The sequence below is a fragment of the Sphingobacterium cavernae genome (assembly GCF_008520265.1).
GTDB classification, from domain to species: Bacteria; Bacteroidota; Bacteroidia; order Sphingobacteriales; family Sphingobacteriaceae; genus Sphingobacterium; species Sphingobacterium cavernae.
In genome coordinates this window covers 91,849-111,131 of sequence record NZ_VIQM01000076.1, presented here as the reverse complement: position 1 = coordinate 111,131, position 19,283 = coordinate 91,849, and the positions used below count along the sequence as shown (strand labels likewise).

The following is a 19,283-nucleotide window of genomic DNA, read 5'->3' as shown; positions in this document are numbered from 1 at the left end:
TAATTGTATTTACATACGATCAAGCTTTGGTATGTCCTTGAACACGGATAAACTTTAGAAAATTAACATGAATGAGTTATTTCAGAAAAGATTTGAGGTTTTAACCAGAAATCATGAACTTCTATTAAATAGGAAAAATGAACCAGTTTTTCCAGGGAACGGGGTTTTTGAACGGTACAAATATCCCATTCTTACAGCAGAACACACACCGTTATTTTGGAGATATGATTTAGATGAAAATCAAAACCCTTATTTAATGGAAAGATTCGGTATAAATGGAACATTCAATGCTGGGGCAATAAAGTGGAATAAAAAATATCTAGTTGTCGTACGCGTAGAAGGGAATGATCGCAAATCGTTTTTTGCAATCGCCGAAAGTGATAATGGAGTAGATAGTTTTAAGTTTTGGAATTATCCTATTACTTTCCCAGAGGCGGATAATCCGGAGACCAATATATACGATATGCGAATAACTGCACATGATGACGGTTGGGTATATGGCATATTTTGTGCAGAAAGAAAAGATACAACTGCATCACCTGAAGATTTTTCCTCTGCAGTGGCGTCTGCGGGAATTGTTCGAACAAAGGATTTAATAGACTGGGAAAGGCTACCTGATATTAAATCTAGAAGTCAACAACGAAATGTAGTGTTGCACCCAGAATTTGTCGAAGGTAAATATGCACTCTACACAAGACCACAAGATAGTTTTATAGATGCAGGTAGTGGTGGTGGGATTGGTTGGACTTTGGTAGATTCTTTGTACGATGTCTCTATTGAACATGAAATTATTATAAATCATCGCTTCTACCATACGATCAAAGAATTAAAGAATGGGGAAGGCCCAGCTCCCTTGAAAACTGAAAAAGGTTGGTTGCACTTAGCGCATGGGGTGCGTGCTTGTGCAGCAGGCTTACGCTATGTTTTATATCTTTATTTAACAGATTTAACAAACCCAACGGTATTGATAGCCGAACCAGGAGGGTATTTTATGGCTCCACAAGACGATGAACGAATAGGAGATGTGGCAAATGTGCTTTTTTCTAACGGATGGATTGCAGATGACGATGGTAAAGTTTATATTTACTATGCATCTAGTGATACACGTATGCATGTAGCCGTATCTTCTGTCGATCGCCTATTAGATTACTGTCTAAATACTCCGCCCGATGGTTACAGATCAGCTACATCTATACAGCAATTAAGCCAATTGATATCCAACAATCTGGAGCAATAGCTTTCTGACCTACAAAAACTGTTATTAAATGATTTCTGAAAAGGTAACCCTAAAAGAGAAGATAGGTTATGGTTTTGGTGATGCCGCATCTTCTATGTTTTGGAAGCTGTTCGGCATGTACCTCATGTTTTTCTATACTGATGTCTTTGGTTTAGAGGCACAAGTAGTGGGTACCATGTTTTTAATTACAAGAGTCTGGGATTCTCTCTTTGATCCAATTATAGGTGCGATAGCAGATAGAACGAAGTCCAGATGGGGTAAGTTTCGACCTTACTTATTGTATGTCGCAGTGCCCTTTGGAGTTATTGGTGTTTTCACGTTTTATACTCCTTCATTTAATGATTCAGGGAAAATTATTTATGCCTATGCTACTTATTCTTTGATGATGATGGTGTATTCGGTAATCAATGTGCCTTATGCATCTTTGTTAGGAGTCATGAGCTCATCACCGAAAACTAGAAGTGTTCTGGCTACCTATAGAATGACATTTGCTTATCTTGGGAGTTTTGTGACTTTACTATTTTTCAATCCGCTAGTGAGCTATTTTAGCGATAATGATATTGAATCATCCAATCAGCAATATGGCTGGGTAATGGCCGCAAGTGTTGTAGCTGTGAGTGCTGTAATTTTGTTTTTTCTCTGTTTTTTGTGGACAAAAGAACGCGTTGTTGCTATTTCAGATGACCACAGCTCTTTAAAGGAAGATGTTAAAAACTTGCTTCGAAACAAGCCATGGTGGATTTTACTGGGAGCTGGTGTTTTTACTTTAGTTTTTAATTCTGTTCGGGATGGAGCAGCGCTATATTATTTCAAATATTACGTAGAAGAAGATCTGTTTGATCATATTAAGATTTTTCAAATTCCATTTGTATTAAGTGGTTTGTACTTCTCGATTGGACAGTTAGCCAATTTAGTAGGTGTCATTATAGCAGCGCCATTAAGTAATCGTATAGGAAAGAAAAATACTTTTATTGGAAGTATGCTTATCGCATTCATTGGAAGTATATTTTTCTACTGGATACCAAGAGACGGTGTTTTTGAAATATTCACGCTACAGATTCTAATTAGTTGTTGTGCTGGTATTGTATTTCCATTATTATGGTCTATGTATGCAGATTGTGTAGATTATTCGGAATATAAAACAGGAAGACGTACAACAGGTTTGATATTTAGCTCTTCTTCTATGAGTCAAAAATTAGGCTGGGCATTCGGATCGGCTTTGACAGGATGGCTATTGGGCTATTTTGGATTTCAAGCCAACACTATACAGTCAGATGATACGTTAAACGGCATACGTATGTTTTTAAGTTTTTTTCCAGCCATTGGGGCATTATTATCTGCAATTTTTGTGTTTTTTTATCCATTAGATGAAGCTCGTGTAATTAATATATCAGAAAGCCTTAGTCTCAAAAGAAATCAGATATAGTTTAATAATTATTTAGCGCATGATTAATTATCAACTTTAGTATATAAACTATTGTTAAAAAATAGATTCAACAATAATAGCGTCAGCTTTACAGCAAAATTCTAATTAAAAGATAAAGAATACTAAGTATGTATTTTATCATAAACAAAAAAAGGTTATTCAAATAAATGAATAACCTTTTTGAAATATCTTAAGCGGTCTGGACGGGACTCGAACCCGCGACCCCATGCGTGACAGGCATGTATTCTAACCAGCTGAACTACCAGACCTAAGATTTTTAGTTGTTGTATTTAAAAAGAATTTTAGCGGTCTGGACGGGACTCGAACCCGCGACCCCATGCGTGACAGGCATGTATTCTAACCAGCTGAACTACCAGACCTAAAATCTTTTTTAATGCTTTTAAAGAACGATTGAAATCTTCGAAATAATTTGGCGGTCTGGACGGGACTCGAACCCGCGACCCCATGCGTGACAGGCATGTATTCTAACCAGCTGAACTACCAGACCAAAATTATTTTCAATATTTTTCAGAACGTTGAAAGAACTTTTTCTTTCTTCTTGTTGCGGTCTGGACGGGACTCGAACCCGCGACCCCATGCGTGACAGGCATGTATTCTAACCAGCTGAACTACCAGACCTAAACCCTTCATCTGAGAAGGTGTGCAAATATAGGGCTGTTTTGCGTAAAAACAAACTTTTTTTGCAAAAAAATTAGTCTACAGCACCATCTTTCATCTTCTCTGCATTCTCTGCAAACTGCAATGCATCGATAATGTCCTGAATATCACCGTCCATAATAGCTGTAAGATTATACATCGTTAAACCAATTCTATGTTCAGTTACGCGACCTTGTGGGTAATTATATGTACGAACTTTTGCCGAACGGTCTCCAGAAGATACCAAAGTCTTACGTTTAGCAGCAATATCTCCATTCTTTTTATTCAATTCGATCTCGTAAAGTTTATTACGAAGCATCTCCATAGCTAATTCGCGGTTCGCCAATTGCGAACGTTCTACTTGACAAACGACAACAATACCTGTTGGTTTGTGTGTTAATTGAACTTTTGTTTCTACTTTATTTACGTTTTGACCACCAGCACCACCAGAACGTGACGTTTGTAATTCGATATCTCCAGGATTCAACTCTACATCGACTTCTTCTGCTTCAGGTAATACCGCTACAGATGCAGCAGATGTGTGTACACGACCCTGCGTTTCGGTGTCAGGGACACGTTGCACACGGTGTACACCAGATTCATATTTCAATTGTCCGTAAACATCTTCACCAATGACTTTCAAGATTACCTCTTTATAACCTCCAGAAGTACCTTCAGTCACATCCATTACTTCATTACGCCATCCTTTTTTCTCAAAATAACGGGTATACATACGGTATAAATCTCCTGCAAAAATAGCTGCTTCATCACCTCCAGTACCACCACGAATCTCAATAATAGCGTTTTTAGCGTCTTCAGGATCTTTAGGGATCAACATTAGACGAATTTCTTCTTCTTTTTCCTCTTTTTGCGCATACAGCATATCCTGCTCTTCTTTTGCCATTTCACGCAATTCTTGATCCTTTTCATTCAAAAGAATCTCTTTGTTAGCTTCCATATTGCTAACAATATTTCTATAAATATGATATTGATCTACAATTTTGCCCAAATCTTTGTATTCCTTGTTCAATTTTGCAAAACGTTTCATATCTGAGATGGTTTCTGGATTGCTTAATTCAGCTTCCACTTCTTCCCATCTTTCCTTAATAGCTTGTAATTTTTCTAACATAATTCTAAATTCCACAGGCTTATTTACCTTTTGGAAAGGCAAAATTACTGAAAATTTATATTAATTGAGCAGGATTTCTTAATGACTTGAAACTGCTTTAAGCCCTACAATAGATGCGATTAAAGTAAAAATGAAGAATATACGCCAAAAGTCAGCGGGTTCTTTGAAAAAAAATATTCCCATCAATACGGTACCTACAGCACCAATCCCTGTCCAAACAGCATAAGCTGTTCCGAGTGGCAGAGTTTGAGTTGCTTTAATCAATAAACCCATTGATGCGAATAGACAAACCACAAATCCACCATACCAAGCTAAACTTTCGTTGCCTGTAGCGTCTTTAGCTTTTCCTAGACATGTGGTAAAACCAATTTCAAATAAACCACCTAAAATTAAAAATATCCAATTCATGTTTTTTCCTTTTGTTGTAACACAAAGGTCAGGATTTTAGGAGGAATAACTTTTTACAAATGATAAAAAACTATTTGATATCTGCTCGAATTCGGGACAACGTAACTTGAGTAACGCCAAGGTAAGAGGCGATATAGCCCAATTTGATGTGATGCAATAGTTTGGGAGCTTTACGAAGTAAATCAGCATAGCGCTCGGCTGCTGATTTAAAAAGACTTTGCATGAGTCTTTCTTCGATTTTAAGTGTTTCTAATTCCGCTAATTTTCTTCCCCAATTCGCAATAGGTAGCGAAGTGGTATACAATTCTTGGAGCTTTGGTATAGAAATACGGTTAATAGAACAATCCGATAAGGTGTCTACAATTTCGTAAGTAGGCAAGGAGTGTATGTAACTGTTGAGTGGTAATATGATATCACCTGGAAAGCAAAAGTCTAATACAACTTCTTTTTCTTCTTTTGGGTAAAAGATTCGACAGATTCCTTCTTCAAGGAAGTATATGTATTTGTTAATTTGTTGTTGCTGAATAAGTATATCATTCTTTGCGAGGGAGACTTTCTCTGCTATTCCAATGATTTTATCCATCTCCACAACGGCCAAAGGATAAATAGACGCAATACCTTTGCTTAGTTCCATTGTTGCAAAGTTAATTTATCTCCATCATACACAGCGTACGTACGATGATTTATCCATTCTCCCAAATTCACGATTTGAGTATTGTCATTTACGATAATATCATAAGGGACATGGCGATGTCCATAAATCATAAAATCATAATTTTGCGAATTCAATAATTCTCTGCTGTACTGAATTAGCCATTCTTTATCTTCTCCCAAAAAAGTTTCGGGTGCATTGCTAGAAACACGGCTATGTTTTGACCAACGGGTCGCAATACCTATTCCTAGATTAGGATGTAGCCTTGCAAATAGCCATTGACAAAGAGAACTTCTGAAAATCTTCTTTAAAAATTTATATTTCGCATCGCCAGGACCTAATCCGTCGCCGTGATGGATATAAAATGACTTGCCATCAAGATTCAATACTAATTCATTATCAATAATCCGTGCATTCAGCTCTTTTTTCAAATACCCAAACATCCACATGTCGTGATTGCCTTTGAAAAAAGTAATTTTGATTCCTAGATCAGCCAATTCTGCCAATTTTCCTAAGAATCGAATATAGCCTTTGGGAATTACGGTTGCATATTCAAACCAGAAATCAAAAATATCACCAACTAAATATAGTTCGATCGCATCATGCTTAATAGCATCTAGCCATTGCACAATAACTTTTTCGCGTTCAGCGGATTTTTCTAAAGGAAAAGCACCTAAGTGAAAATCGGAAGCAAAATATATTTTGTTTCTTGTTTGCATAAGCGGTAAAAATACCGAAATAGCACGTTGATTACAACCCTCTTGGCGCAAACTCATAATATTTAGTAGTTTTGTTTATATAGATGATAAATTATGATAAGAAATTTAAGTTTAATCTTGTTGGCGACAGCTATAGTCGGCTGTCAATCACAAAATAAAATCGAAGCAGTGAAAGATATTACGTTAAAACCGTATCCACAGACAGAGAAAGTTGATCAAAAGGACACTTATTTTGGTGTAGAAGTGGAAGACCCTTATCGTTGGTTGGAGGATGATTTGTCCGATAAAACAAAAGCTTGGGTTACAGCTCAAAATGAAGTAACACAAGATTATTTATCTCAAATACCTTTTCGTGATACCATCAAATCTCGTTTGGAAACTTTATGGAATTACGAGAAATACTCTGCTCCGTATCAAGAGGGAGAGTATATTTATTGGTACAAAAATGATGGACTTCAAAATCAATCGGTATTATACCGTAAAAAAGGCGATAATGGCAAGGAAGAGGTATTCTTAGATCCAAATAAATTTTCAACAGATGGATCGACCTCTTTAGCTGGTATTTCTTTTAGTAAGGATGGTTCATTAGTGGCGTATCAACTTTCAGAGGGTGGTTCGGATTGGCGTAAGGTTGTGGTGTTGAAAGCAGATGATAAGTCTGTAGTGGGTGATACATTAATTGATGTCAAATTCTCTGGTCTCGCATGGAGAGGCAACGAAGGTTTTTATTACAGCTCATACGAAAAACCGAAGGATGGTTCTGCTTTGTCCGCGATGACGGATGTGCACAAATTGTATTTCCATAAATTAAATACGCCACAAACAGAGGACGAATTGATCTTTGGTGGCGAAAGTATGAAACGTCGTTATATTGGTGCAGGACTGACTGAAGATGAGAAATTCTTAATAGTAAGTGCAGCAAATACGACTTCAGGTAATGAATTATGGGTGAAAGATTTAAGTATCCCTGATTCAAAATTTGTTGCTGTCGTGAATAATATGGATAAGAATCATTATGTCATGGACAATGACGGTAGCAAATTGTTTATTTATACCGAATTAAACGCGCCAAATGGTCGTATTGTTACGGTTGATTTTGCTAATCCAACTCCTGAAAATTGGACAGATTTAATTCCTGAAACAGATAATGTATTGAGCCCATCGATAGGTGGCGGTAAAATATTCGCTTCTTACTTGAAAGATGCGACTTCATTAGTGAAACAATTTGATCGTAATGGTAAACTAGAGCGTGATATTGAATTACCAGGTGTAGGGACTGCTTCAGGTTTTGGTGCAAAGAAAGAAGATAAAGATTTGTATTATTCGTTTACTTCGTACATACATCCAAGCACAATTTACAAATATGATATTGCTTCGGGAAAATCAGAAATCTACAAAGAATCGGGTGCGAAATTCGATCCTTCGCAATATGAGTCCAAGCAAATATTTTATACGTCAAAAGATGGTACAAAAGTTCCGATGATTATTACACACAAAAAAGGTGTAAAACTAGATGGAACAAATCCAACATTATTATATGCTTATGGCGGATTTAATATCAGTCTGACACCGTCTTTCAGTTTAGCGCATACAATTTTGTTAGAGCAAGGTGGTGTATACGCCGTAGCGAATCTCCGCGGAGGTGGCGAGTACGGCGAAAACTGGCATTTAGCAGGTACAAAATTGAAAAAACAAAATGTCTTTGACGATTTCATTGCGGCAGCAGAATATTTAATCAATGAAAAATATACTTCTTCCGAAAAATTAGCAATCGCTGGTGGTTCGAATGGTGGACTTTTGGTTGGTGCATGTATGACACAGCGACCAGAGTTGTTTAAAGTTGCATTTCCTGCTGTGGGTGTATTGGATATGTTGCGTTACCATAAGTTTACAGCTGGTGCGGGTTGGGCTTTTGATTACGGCACAGCAGATGATAGCAAAGAGATGTTTGAATATTTGTACAAGTATTCACCTTATCATGCATTAAAACCAAATACTTCGTATCCTGCGACGATGGTCACGACCGCAGATCACGACGACCGTGTGGTTCCAGCGCATTCGTTTAAATTTGCAGCTCGTCTTCAAGAGTACCACAAAGGAAGTAATCCAGTATTAATTCGTATTGATACCAAAGCAGGACATGGTGCAGGTAAATCAACAGCCATGCAAATTGAAGAAAATGCAGACCGTTGGGCGTTTATGTTTCAAAATATGGGAGTAGGATATTCTGAAATTAAATAGTGTTAACTTATACAGAGAATACTTAATAAAGCCGCTACTTGCAATGTAGATTGGCTATACCGAAATTAAATAGTATTTTAGTAAGGACGACAATTAGTCGTCCTTTTTTATGGTTGAAAAATTAATACAGCATATCCAAAGTATTGTTCCCCTTACAGAAGAAGAGGTAGAAATCGTTCGCGAGCTGGTCAAAGAAAAGGATGTTCCACGTAAAAAATTTCTGCATCAAGCTGGTGAAGTGGCGTCGTATTCTGCTTTTGTAGTGGAAGGATGTTTACGTTCGTACACAGTTGACCGTGACGGTTTTGAACATATCGTGCAATTTGCGCCTGAGAATTGGTGGATTTCGGATATGTATTCTTTGGTGAAAAATAAACCCAGTGAATTGAATATTGACGCTTTATTGGAGAGTAAGGTGTTATTGCTTAGTCGTACTTGTCAAGTTTCTATTTTTGATAGAATTCCAAAGCTCGAACGTTATTTTCGTATTTTGAGTGAAAATGCGTTGGCTGCGAGTAATCAACGAACAATAAATTACCTTAGTCTTACAGCCAAATTACGTTATGAAAAATTCTGTGATTTGTATCCTACACTGATTCATACTATACCACAGAAATCCATCGCTTCTTATATTGGTATTACTCCTGAATTTTTGAGTAAGCTTCGTGCAGAGCGTAACTAATATTTTCTTAATGTAGGTTAAGAATTTCTGCGTAGCAGGATGGTAACTTTGTAGTATCAAATTAGAAAGGAAAATAAAATGAGAACGATAATTCATAAAGCAGATAGCAGAGGATATGCAGATCACGGTTGGTTGAAAAGCTACCACACATTTAGTTTTGCAGGATACAACAATCCACAGCGTATGCATTTTGGGGCATTGCGCGTATTGAACGATGATTTTGTTGCAGGAGGAAATGGTTTTGGTCGTCATCCGCACAGCAATATGGAAATTATATCTATTCCATTAGAAGGTACCTTGGCACATAGCGATAGTATGGGTAATGAAGGAACAATTCAGCCCAACGAAATTCAGGTGATGAGCGCAGGAACTGGTGTAACACATAGTGAATTCAATGGAAGTGAAGTTGATCCTGTTAAATTTTTACAAATTTGGTTATTCCCAAATAAAGAAAACGTAACGCCACGATACGATCAAATCAAAATTGATCCGGCTGATCGTAAAAATAAATTGCAACAAGTTATCTCACCCAATCCCGATGGCGAAGGTACTTGGATTCACCAAGATGCGTGGTTTCATTTAGCAGATTTGGATGCTGGAAACGCTGTTGAATATGCATTGAAAGGAGAAGGAACAGGTGTCTATATTTTCTTATTGGAAGGACAATTGGAAGTAGCTAACGAAACTTTGGAGAGAAGAGATGCTATTGGCATTACAGATGTGTCTTCTATTACATTGACAGCGAAAGAAAATGCTTCCGTATTGATCATGGAAGTGCCAATGGTGTAATTAGTTATTAAAGATAGAAGTAATAGCCTAGCTTTTGACTAGGCTATTTGTTTATAACATTGTTTGTAATAAAACTGTCCAATTATACTAACTGAAATTTATTCTCTTTTTAAATTTCATATTTTTGTTGAATGATAAAATGTTTTCAAGTTTTATTTTTAGTTCTTTTATGCTGCTCTTATTCAAAGGCTGAGGATATTTCTTTCTCAAAGCAAGATTCCTTAATTATAACTTTGGATTCAGCTGAAAATTATCCACGTAATTTTTGGAAGCCGATTAATCTTTCAAAGTCTGATATGACAGTTCAAGAATTAATTCCAACACGCAAAAAGCATTTTTGGCGTGCAGGTACAGAATGGTTTTTAGCACAAGCATTTCCGGCGACATTTAACCGTTTTATCACACGTGATCCGTATTCGTATATTTCTTTTCAGAACTTTTTAGATCATCAGCGTATTAGTGCTTGGGATTGGGATGATAATCAATTCACCACCAACCAAATTGACCACCCGTGGCACGGTCAATTATATTTTAATGCTTTCCGTAGCAATGGATATAATTTTTACCAATCCAGCATCGCTACTGTTGTAGGTAGTTACATCTGGGAGACAGCAGGGGAAACACAGCATCCTTCGATAAATGATTTGGTAAACACGACTTTTGGCGGTGTGATTTTGGGAGAAATGACACATCGCGTCTCGCGTAATATATTGTCCCGCAGCAAACATGGGCATAATATGATAGGAAATGAGATTGTTGCATTGCTGGTTAATCCTGTGAATAGTTTGAATAGGTTATTGGATGGGAAATGGGGTAAGAAAATTGATGATTATTATACTGTAGATTCTTCACATATCAGTGCTGAATTTGATATGGGATTTCGTCGCTTCGACGCTAGAGAAGGTGATTTTCTAGAAAAGGGTAAAAATTCAATATATAGTAGATTAAGGTTTCATTACAGCAATGGTGACCACAATTACAAAAGGCCCTTTGATGAGTTTCATGTGAATTTGGAAGTAGGGAGTGGGGATAGTACGTTTATTAATGCAGTCAATGTACATGCCTTATTAAGTGGAGCACAGTTTTTCAAGTCGAGGAGAGGGGAACATTTTGGTACATTGAATGCGCATTATGACTTCTACAATAATGATGCGTTTTTCTACGGTGCCCAAAGTTTAGTGTATAACTGGAACTCACAATTTAGATATAAGAAAAATAATCGGTTGAACCTAAGTGTGGGGGCAGGAGCAGTCGTACTTGCTGCGGTGCCTGACCCTTATTTACTGTATGGCGACAGTCGAAATTACAACTACGGTTCAGGAGCATCTTATCGTTTTCGTGGGGAATTAAGTTTGTTGAATCGTTTGATGGTAACAGGTGATTATAACGGTGGTTATTTTCATACCATAAGTGGCAATGAATCATATTATATATTGCATACCACTACACTAGAAGCAAGTTTAAGATTATTCAGTCGCTTTTCATTAAATGTCGCTTCTGGTTATTTTGCTTTAGAAGGACATTTTAAAGAAGATAAATACCCAGATTTTCAGCGGGAGTTTCCATTTGGAAGAATATCTGTAGGTTATAATATTCAATTTTAGGAATTATAATTACATGGAGCATTATGCATATTGCATGTGCTCCATCACTTTACCAAAAATGCGAACATCCTTAACTGTTTTAAAGCCAATTCTTTCGTATAAGAGTTTGGCAGCTGGATTTTCTTTATCCACCAAAAGTCCCAAAACTTTCTTCTGTTTGACGACAACCTCATCAATTGCATATTGTATTAATTGTTTACCAATTCCTTTTCCTTGCGTACTGGGGCTTACTGCAAGAGTGTCGATATACATTTCTCCTGCTTGCGTTTCATTCTCCGCCCAGTAATCTACATCTCGATCAGCTTTGATTTTATCCCAAATAGGTTGACGCAATTCTTGTAATTTAGCTCCATCATATATGGAAATTTGTCCTAGAATTTCATTATTTTCTTCTGCTACAAAAATATTTTGATACGAATATTGGTTATTCTCTTGAGATACAAAGTGCGCTAAGAAAGCATTTGCCCTCTCTATATTTTCTTCACCTATAAATTGATAGGTAATCTCAAGCATAGCAAGATTCATCAATTTTGCGATTTTATCTGCTTCAGATTTAAGTGCTGGACGTATGATCATGGCTTATTAATAAAAAAGGTTAGCAAAATAATTTGCTAACCTTTTACATTCAAAAAATCAATAAAAATATTATTTTTCTAATTCTTGGAATTTATCGTAATCGATAGCTTCTGTGTTCATTTTCACAGTTGATTTCAAGTGATCGAATACTTTCAAAGCTTTTACTTCTTCGAATAAACGATTAGCTTGCTCTCTGTCTGACAACAATTGAAGTGCAAATTGACCTAATTGCTCATCAGTAGGTTCTTCGTTGATGTTGTACATTTTGATTTGACCGTAGATACGCTCTTTCGCTAAATCAACTACCTCATCGTATTTAACTTCCAAATTGTTAGCTGTAACGATACGGTTTTCGATGATAGTCCATTTCAAGTTGCTTACGAAGTCAGCAAAACCTTCTTCGATTTCTTCAGCAGATAAGTTAGGATTTGTAGCTTTTAACCATCTTTTCAAAAACTCTTCTGGGAATTTTACGTCAACTTTATCCATACCGAAAGTATACATATCGTTACGTAATTTTTGAGCTGAGTTTTGTTTGAATAAGTTTTCAACTTCTTCTTTTACTTTCGCGTTGAATTGCTCTTCAGTAGTTACTTCATCAGCAGCGAATAATTTATCGAAAAACTCTTGGTTCAAATCAGACTCTTCAAGACGGTTGATATTTTTAACTGTCAATTCGAAATCAGTTACGTCCAATTCTGCAACTTGTTCTTCAGTGATAGCCAAAATACGTGCTAAATCAGCAGAGTTAAATGCTTTTTTAACATCAATTTTTACAACGTCGTCTTTTTTAAGACCTACTAATGATGCTTTAATAGCTTCATCTTCGATAATATCTGTACGAACTGAAGTAGTTTGCTCGATACCTTCTTCTCTATCTTGTTTCAATGTAGCGTATAATACGTCACCTGCTTCAGATACTTCTGGGTTCGTCATTTTGCCATAGCTACGACGTAAGTTTTTGATACGCTCTGCTAAAGTCACTTCATCAGCTTTGATGTCGTACTCTGTAAATTCAGTTTCTGCCGTGAAAGGAACTTCGAATTCTGGAGCCAAACCAATTTCATAATTGAAACTGAATGTATCTTTGAAATCCCAGTTGTAATTGGCATCATCACCTTCTACTGGAAGGGGTTGACCCAATACTTCCAATTTTTGTTCTGTGATATATGCTGAAATTTTGTCGTTTACTACGCGATTGATCTCGTCAAGTAGAATTGATTTACCATAAGTACGTCTGATGTGACCTACAGGTACCAACCCTGGACGGAATCCTGGTAATTTTGCTTTTTTAGCTTGATCTTTAATCGCTTTGTCAACTGCCGGATTATAATCTTCTGGTGCTAAATCAACGGTAATTTTAGCGTTGATGTCGTCGATTTTCTGATGTGAAATATTCATACTTGTTAAGCGTTATTTTCGCATTATAAAAAAAATCCTCCCGATGCATTTTGTTCGGGAGGATATCAAGTGCGGAAGAAGGGACTCGAACCCCCACGCCTCGCGGCGCCAGATCCTAAGTCTGGTGCGGCTACCAATTACGCCACTTCCGCAGTTAGGATTTTTTTATTGTGTCACAAAGATAGAATCATTTTGCATACTTGTCAAGTGTTGTTCGGAAAAAAATGTATTTATTTTCGGATGAATATTCTAAATGACTAAAAGCAAGACCATTAATTTTTGTCCTTTTAAATAAAAATAATTTGCAAGTCTGGATAATATATATAACTTTGTATATCAAAGTACTTTTATGAATCAGAAAGACTTAATAAATCAAATTGGACAGATACGCTCCTTGATGGAGAAATCATCAAAGTTCATGTCAATAAGTGGGCTTTCGGGTGTTTTAATCGGAAGTTATGCGTTAGTAGGAGCTTTTGTAGCTTATGTATTGGTATACGGATTCGATAGTGGATTTGGTTACCGCGATCATTATGTCAATAATGGAAACATTCCAACGTTAGTAGTTATAGCCTTATCTGTATTGGTTGTATCCATAGGAACGGGCTATTATATGGCTAGACAAAAAGCGAAGAAATCCGGACAATCTGTTTGGAATCCAACAAGCAAAGCCTTATTCAAGGCTATGGCAGTACCATTACTAACTGGTGGTTTACTTTCGCTGATTTTTATTTATAAAGGGGACTATGGTATGATTGCGTCTACGATGTTGATTTTTTATGGATTGGCATTAAGTGCAGCTTCAAGTTTTACATTCAAAGAATTGCGTTGGTTGGGCATTTTGGATATTATTTTAGGATTGTTAGCTTTGTGCCTTCCCGGATACGGCATTTACTTTTGGGCTGTCGGCTTCGGTATTTTACACATTATTTACGGTTTAATCGTTCATCAACGCTACGAGAAGTGAATTTAGATTTATCTCTATATGACAAAGTATTAGAAAATCGTGTACGTTTGCAGATCATGAGTATCTTGGTCGCAAACGAACATTATGATTTCAATTCGTTGAAGGAACTTTTGGAAGTAACGGATGGAAACTTGGCTTCAAACCTCAAAAGTTTGGAGAAGGAGGGATATATTACGGTAGAAAAATCATTTGTAGATCGAAAACCCAATACAAAATACCGTAAGACAGATAAAGGTCAGAAAGCTTTTGAGAATCATCTCGCAGCGTTCGAAAATTTAATAAAACAACAGTACAAATAAATTTTTTTACCCACGAACTTTGAGATACAAAGTACTTTTAAGTTGTAAATTATGAGATTACGATTTATGTTATTTCTTTATAATGGTTCGTCCGATCTATATACTAAGCTATTCAAACGTAATAAAAAAGCTTGGGGACTAAGTGTATCGGATTTCCTGGCATATCCGACGAATACTTTAGGCTACGCACTGGGAAATTTCTATTTATCAAACGGGTTTGATGTCATGCCAAAGCTGGAAAATCACGATGTCTTTCACGTGATTACTGAAACGAATACGGACATTCAGGGCGAAATAGCTATGCAATATTTACTTATGGGAAACGGAAAACGAAGTCTCTATATGTATGCGATGATTGGCATTGGTACAGTTATCTATCCCGAATTTATTCGATATTACATGTTCAGTTATCAAAAAGGGAAATCACTAAGTAAATTTCATCATATAGAATTCAAAGACTATTTAGCCAAACCATTAGTCGAACTTCAGCATTCACTTTATTTAAAGTCAAAATTTCAAACTATATAATCATGGAAACTAATAATCAAAACCCCACTCTGGAAGAACATAATCGAAATTCTCCAACATTATATGACCGTATTGTGAATTCAATTGTCCTGAAATTGGGTGTAATATTATTTCTTACACTACTTATGTTAATTCCGCTGAACTTAGTCAATGACTTAATTCGCGAACGAAAAATAAGGGAGTCACAAGTTTCAACAGATATATCTGCGAAGTGGGGGAAATCTCAAGTTGTGTCTACACCTATTTTGGCTGTTCCTTATAAATACAGTGAAGAATCTATAGAGAAAAATGCGTTAGGAAAGGAAATAGTAACCCACACCATTGTAGAAGATTGGATTTTCCTTTTACCAGAACAGACTCACGTAAAAGTAGATGTTAATCCAGAATACCTCAAAAGAGGAATTTTTCAGTCTGTAGTCTATACCTCAAAATTGGATATGCGAGGTGGCTTTTCGAAAATTGATTTGGAAAGTTTAAATGTTCCTAAAGATGCTGTCAATTGGTCACAAGCCAAAATCGTTTTGGGTATAGAGGATGTTAAAGGTGTCTCGATAGCACCAAAATTGAATTTTGCTGGTGTATCAATTCCACTTAAAATGAATGGAAAGTTGTTTACACTCTTTCCAAATAATTTGGTTGCGGATTTAAAATTGACTGACGAAAATTCTATATCATCATTTCATATCGCGTACGAATTAAAAGGTTCGAAATCTTTTAATTATTTGCCTTTGGCAAATCAAACGAAACTTAATGTCACAGGAAAATGGGGTAATCCAAGTTTCAATGGAGGTTTTCTACCTGACGATCGCGATGTGCAAGATTCAAGCTTTACGGCAGAATGGAATATCCCGAGTTTCGCACGTAAGTTGCCGCAACAATGGATTGGACAGTCCCAGATTTATAGTTTTCAAGATTTAGCTTTATCCGAATAAACTATAGATAATTTGCCTGAATTGAATCCTGCTGCTGGAGCCAACTCCAATTTAGTATCTACGGATATGGACATGATACAGGTTAATTTCTTACCAGAAGTAAACAATTACCAAAAAACTACGCGTGTGGCCAAATATGGCATTTTGGTAATCATATTGACATTTGCATCCTTATTCTTTACAGAGATTATTAAGAAGCAACGTATTCACCTCATCCAATATATTTTGATTGGCGCTGCTATGGTGTTATTCTATTCTTTATTATTGGCTTTTTCAGAACATATTGGTTTCAATCCAGCATACTTAATTTCTGCACTAGCGACAATTCTGCTCATTGCTTCGTTTATTTATATGATTACCAAAAATCGTAATACAGCATTGCTTTTTGCTGGAATTTTGGGTTTGTTCTATACGTTTATATACGTCTTAATGCAATTGCGAGATTATTCGCTAATAGTTGGAACTGTGGGAATATTTATAATTCTAGCTGTACTTATGCGTGTGTCCACAAAAGTGAACTGGTATCAATTTGATCGCAAATGATAAAGCTAGGATTTGAAGGCATCAAGATGTATGTTACATGCATCTTGATGCTTATTCTGAAGAAAAAAATATGAAGTTTGTTTGGGAGAATTTTGAATCGTCTTTTGGAATATATCATTATTCTACGTTTTGTTAATTTCCCCTATTCGTCGCGGATTTTAATCAAAAATATCTAATAATTTAAAAAGTCCGTGTGAAGCTTGAGTTTTACTTGAGCCTTTTCTGTTTTATTCCCTTTGGCTTTTTTATTATCTTGCCTTAAAAAATATTTGATGATGAATAGAGTTTCTATTTTAACTGCTTTATTACTTATGAGTGCATCAGCAATGGGGCAACGTGCACCAGAGAAAAGAATTGAGAAATCAGTTTTGACGAGTAAAATAAACGATTATTTGACCAAACGACCTATGAATGCGGAGGATTTGTGGAAATTGGGACGTGTTTCAGCAGAAGGTTTGACTGCGGACGGTACTACCTTGGTATATGGTGTTTCGAATTATTCTTTCGAAGAAAATAAATCAGAAAAAAACTTATTTACAATTCCTGTAAAAGGTGGTACAGCACAAGCTTTCACTACGGAGTCGGGGGGTGAGTCCGTGATTGAAATTACTGCTGAAAATGATGTCATTTATCTTTTCAAAGGTCAATTGTGGAAGAAAAATATCAACGGTGCCAATGCAGTTCAATTGACAGATGTAGAAGGTGGATTGTCGGATGTAAAAATTTCTCCCGACAAAAAACATATTATCTACAGTAAGCAAGTACTTATTAACAAAAACCACAGCGTGGATAAATATGCTGATTTACCCAAATCAAATATTTATATCTATGATAATTTAGATTATCGTCATTGGGACAAAGATAACGATGGGCGTTTCAATCATCCATTCGTTGCGACATATGATAATGGTAAAATCGGTGAAGCAATTGATCTTTTAGAAGGCCAGCCTTTTTATACGCCTACTGTACCTTTTGGCGGAGCTGAAGATTATGTGTGGACACCTGACGGAAAATCAGTTTTGTACGTGTGTAAAAAGAAATTTGGGAAAGAGTATGTGACAAGCACGAATACGGATATTTTCCAATATGTATTGGCTACAAAAGAGACGAAAAATCTCACGGAAGGCATGCTGGGCTATGATAATCATCCAGAGTTCAGTGGTGATGGCAAGCGTTTAGCTTGGACAAGCATGAAGACCGATGGGTATGAAGCGGACAAAAATGATATTATTATGCTGGATGTTAATTCAGGTGTAAAGCTAAATCTTACAGCGCATTGGGATGAAACAGTCAACTCGTACAAATGGAGTAAAGACGGTAAGAAGATTTATTTTGTTGCCCCAAAAGGAGGAACAGTGCAATTATTCGCCGTAGACATTCCGACAAATCTGAATTTACGTTCTTTACCGAAAATCCAACAAATTAGTGAAGGGCAATTCGATGTTTCGGGTATAGTCGGTGAAACAAAAGATGGGCTAGTGGTTACTTCTACCAAGATGACACGCGCAACGGAAGTATATTTGTATAGTTTTAAAACAAAAAACCTAACGCCAATAACTACGGTGAATGATGCGAAATACGCACAATTTCAAGATACAAAAGTAGAAAGTCGTGTTACCAAAGCATCGGATGGTCAAGATTTATTTTCTTGGGTGATCTATCCACCAGATTTTGATCCTACTAAAAAATATCCAACTTTATTATTTTGCCAAGGTGGGCCACAATCGGCTACAACGCAAGGTTATTCATTCCGTTGGAATTTTCAATTGATGGCTTCGCAAGGCTATATCGTTATTCTTCCTAATCGTCGTGGTATGCCTGGATGGGGTACAAAATGGAATAAAGATATTTCAAAAGATTGGGGTGGACAAGCAATTCGAGATTACATCTCGGCAATAGATGATTTCAAAAAAGAACCCTATGTAGATAACGACCGTATTGGCGCTATAGGTGCGAGCTATGGTGGATATTCTGTTTTTATGTTAGCAGGTGTGCACGAAGGCCGATTCAAAACTTTTATTTCACACTGTGGATTATTTAATATGGAATCGTGGTATGGTACGACAGAAGAGTTGTTCTTTGCCAATTATGATTTAGGTGGTCCATATTGGGATAAAGCCAATGCGAAAACATACCAAGACTTCAACCCGATTCGTCATGTCGATAAATGGAATACACCTATCCTTATTTTACAAGGTGGAAAAGATTATCGCGTGCCTATTGGACAAGGACAGGAAGCTTTTCAAGCGGCGCAATTGAAAGGAATCAAAAGTAGGTATGTTTTTATGCCAGAAGAAAATCATTGGGTGCTATCTGGTCACAATGCGCAAGTATGGCAACGTGAGTTCTTTGGCTGGTTGAATGAAACATTATAGCATAAAAAAAGTCTGAAGCGGGGAACTTCAGACTTTTTAACTAACCAATTATTAACCTAAATTATGAATTACTACTATAACGACCAATTTTATGCCAATGTTGTATGTGATTGTTGAT

General features: G+C 36.5%; 16 protein-coding genes, 5 tRNA genes and 1 pseudogene. 11 read left to right on the top strand and 11 right to left on the bottom strand.

From position 1 onward, the window contains the following. The first annotated feature begins 67 nt into the window (after positions 1-67). Positions 68-1,237, top strand: coding sequence for a glycoside hydrolase family 130 protein (locus FLS47_RS14685; protein ID WP_149915100.1), 1,170 nt, complete (start codon positions 68-70; stop codon positions 1,235-1,237). Positions 1,238-1,265: 28 nt separating this feature from the next. Continuing rightward, on the top strand, positions 1,266-2,663 hold the full coding sequence (locus FLS47_RS14680) for an MFS transporter (RefSeq protein WP_149915099.1): 1,398 nt from the start codon (positions 1,266-1,268) through the stop codon (positions 2,661-2,663). Between the two features lie 195 nt (positions 2,664-2,858). On the opposite strand, the gene FLS47_RS14675 is transcribed toward FLS47_RS14680, so the two are convergent. From FLS47_RS14675 to FLS47_RS14640, 8 genes are all read right to left on the bottom strand, one after another. After that, positions 2,859-2,932: transfer RNA gene (locus FLS47_RS14675), tRNA-Asp, on the bottom strand. Positions 2,933-2,969: 37 nt separating this feature from the next. Then, positions 2,970-3,043: transfer RNA gene (locus tag FLS47_RS14670), tRNA-Asp, on the bottom strand. Positions 3,044-3,094: 51 nt separating this feature from the next. Continuing rightward, positions 3,095-3,171, bottom strand: a tRNA-Asp gene (locus tag FLS47_RS14665). 57 nt (positions 3,172-3,228) lie between these two features. After that, a tRNA-Asp gene (locus FLS47_RS14660) sits at positions 3,229-3,302 on the bottom strand. Positions 3,303-3,375: 73 nt separating this feature from the next. Beyond that, positions 3,376-4,449: a peptide chain release factor 1 gene (gene prfA / locus FLS47_RS14655; protein ID WP_149915098.1), complete on the bottom strand. Its 1,074-nt coding sequence runs from the start codon at positions 4,447-4,449 to the stop codon at positions 3,376-3,378. Positions 4,450-4,527: 78 nt separating this feature from the next. Then, a complete protein-coding gene (locus tag FLS47_RS14650; RefSeq protein WP_149915097.1) occupies positions 4,528-4,857 on the bottom strand; it encodes a DMT family transporter in 330 nt (109 codons plus the stop codon). Positions 4,858-4,927: 70 nt separating this feature from the next. Further along, positions 4,928-5,491: a Crp/Fnr family transcriptional regulator gene (locus FLS47_RS14645; RefSeq protein WP_149915096.1), complete on the bottom strand. Its 564-nt coding sequence runs from the start codon at positions 5,489-5,491 to the stop codon at positions 4,928-4,930. Then, entirely contained in the window at positions 5,482-6,228 is a 747-nt protein-coding gene (locus FLS47_RS14640) for a UDP-2,3-diacylglucosamine diphosphatase (protein WP_149915132.1), read from the bottom strand. Before FLS47_RS14640 ends, FLS47_RS14645 begins: the two co-directional genes overlap by 10 nt. 93 nt (positions 6,229-6,321) lie before the next feature. On the opposite strand from FLS47_RS14640, the gene FLS47_RS14635 reads away from it, so the two are divergent. From FLS47_RS14635 to FLS47_RS14620, 4 genes are all read left to right on the top strand, one after another. Then, positions 6,322-8,469: a prolyl oligopeptidase family serine peptidase gene (locus FLS47_RS14635; RefSeq protein ID WP_149915095.1), complete on the top strand. Its 2,148-nt coding sequence runs from the start codon at positions 6,322-6,324 to the stop codon at positions 8,467-8,469. A gap of 109 nt (positions 8,470-8,578) precedes the next feature. After that, positions 8,579-9,151: a Crp/Fnr family transcriptional regulator gene (locus FLS47_RS14630; protein WP_149915094.1), complete on the top strand. Its 573-nt coding sequence runs from the start codon at positions 8,579-8,581 to the stop codon at positions 9,149-9,151. 78 nt (positions 9,152-9,229) lie between these two features. Next, positions 9,230-9,940 (top strand): pirin family protein, encoded by a 711-nt coding sequence (locus FLS47_RS14625; RefSeq protein ID WP_149915093.1) that lies wholly within the window; start codon positions 9,230-9,232, stop codon positions 9,938-9,940. A gap of 233 nt (positions 9,941-10,173) precedes the next feature. After that, positions 10,174-11,544: a DUF3943 domain-containing protein gene (locus tag FLS47_RS14620; protein ID WP_223225314.1), complete on the top strand. Its 1,371-nt coding sequence runs from the start codon at positions 10,174-10,176 to the stop codon at positions 11,542-11,544. Positions 11,545-11,565: 21 nt separating this feature from the next. Here the strand turns inward: FLS47_RS14620 and FLS47_RS14615 are convergent, their stop codons facing one another. From FLS47_RS14615 to FLS47_RS14605, 3 genes are all read right to left on the bottom strand, one after another. Continuing rightward, a complete protein-coding gene (locus tag FLS47_RS14615) occupies positions 11,566-12,120 on the bottom strand; it encodes a GNAT family N-acetyltransferase (protein ID WP_149915091.1) in 555 nt (184 codons plus the stop codon). 69 nt (positions 12,121-12,189) lie between these two features. Next, positions 12,190-13,521: a trigger factor gene (locus FLS47_RS14610; protein ID WP_149915090.1), complete on the bottom strand. Its 1,332-nt coding sequence runs from the start codon at positions 13,519-13,521 to the stop codon at positions 12,190-12,192. 70 nt (positions 13,522-13,591) lie between these two features. Then, positions 13,592-13,673: transfer RNA gene (locus FLS47_RS14605), tRNA-Leu, on the bottom strand. Between the two features lie 197 nt (positions 13,674-13,870). On the opposite strand from FLS47_RS14605, the gene FLS47_RS14600 reads away from it, so the two are divergent. From FLS47_RS14600 to FLS47_RS14580, 5 genes and pseudogenes are all read left to right on the top strand, one after another. After that, positions 13,871-14,488, top strand: coding sequence for a hypothetical protein (locus FLS47_RS14600; RefSeq protein ID WP_149915089.1), 618 nt, complete (start codon positions 13,871-13,873; stop codon positions 14,486-14,488). Then, a complete protein-coding gene (locus FLS47_RS14595) occupies positions 14,485-14,787 on the top strand; it encodes a winged helix-turn-helix domain-containing protein (RefSeq protein ID WP_149915088.1) in 303 nt (100 codons plus the stop codon). Before FLS47_RS14600 ends, FLS47_RS14595 begins: the two co-directional genes overlap by 4 nt. Before the next feature lie 51 nt (positions 14,788-14,838). Continuing rightward, positions 14,839-15,315, top strand: coding sequence for a Coq4 family protein (locus tag FLS47_RS14590; protein WP_149915087.1), 477 nt, complete (start codon positions 14,839-14,841; stop codon positions 15,313-15,315). 2 nt (positions 15,316-15,317) lie between these two features. Beyond that, positions 15,318-16,790, top strand: a pseudogene (gene creD / locus FLS47_RS19080) (cell envelope integrity protein CreD). Positions 16,791-17,062: 272 nt separating this feature from the next. Continuing rightward, complete coding sequence (locus FLS47_RS14580; protein WP_223225312.1) at positions 17,063-19,165, top strand: S9 family peptidase; 2,103 nt, start codon at positions 17,063-17,065, stop codon at positions 19,163-19,165. Positions 19,166-19,283 lie beyond the last annotated feature (118 nt).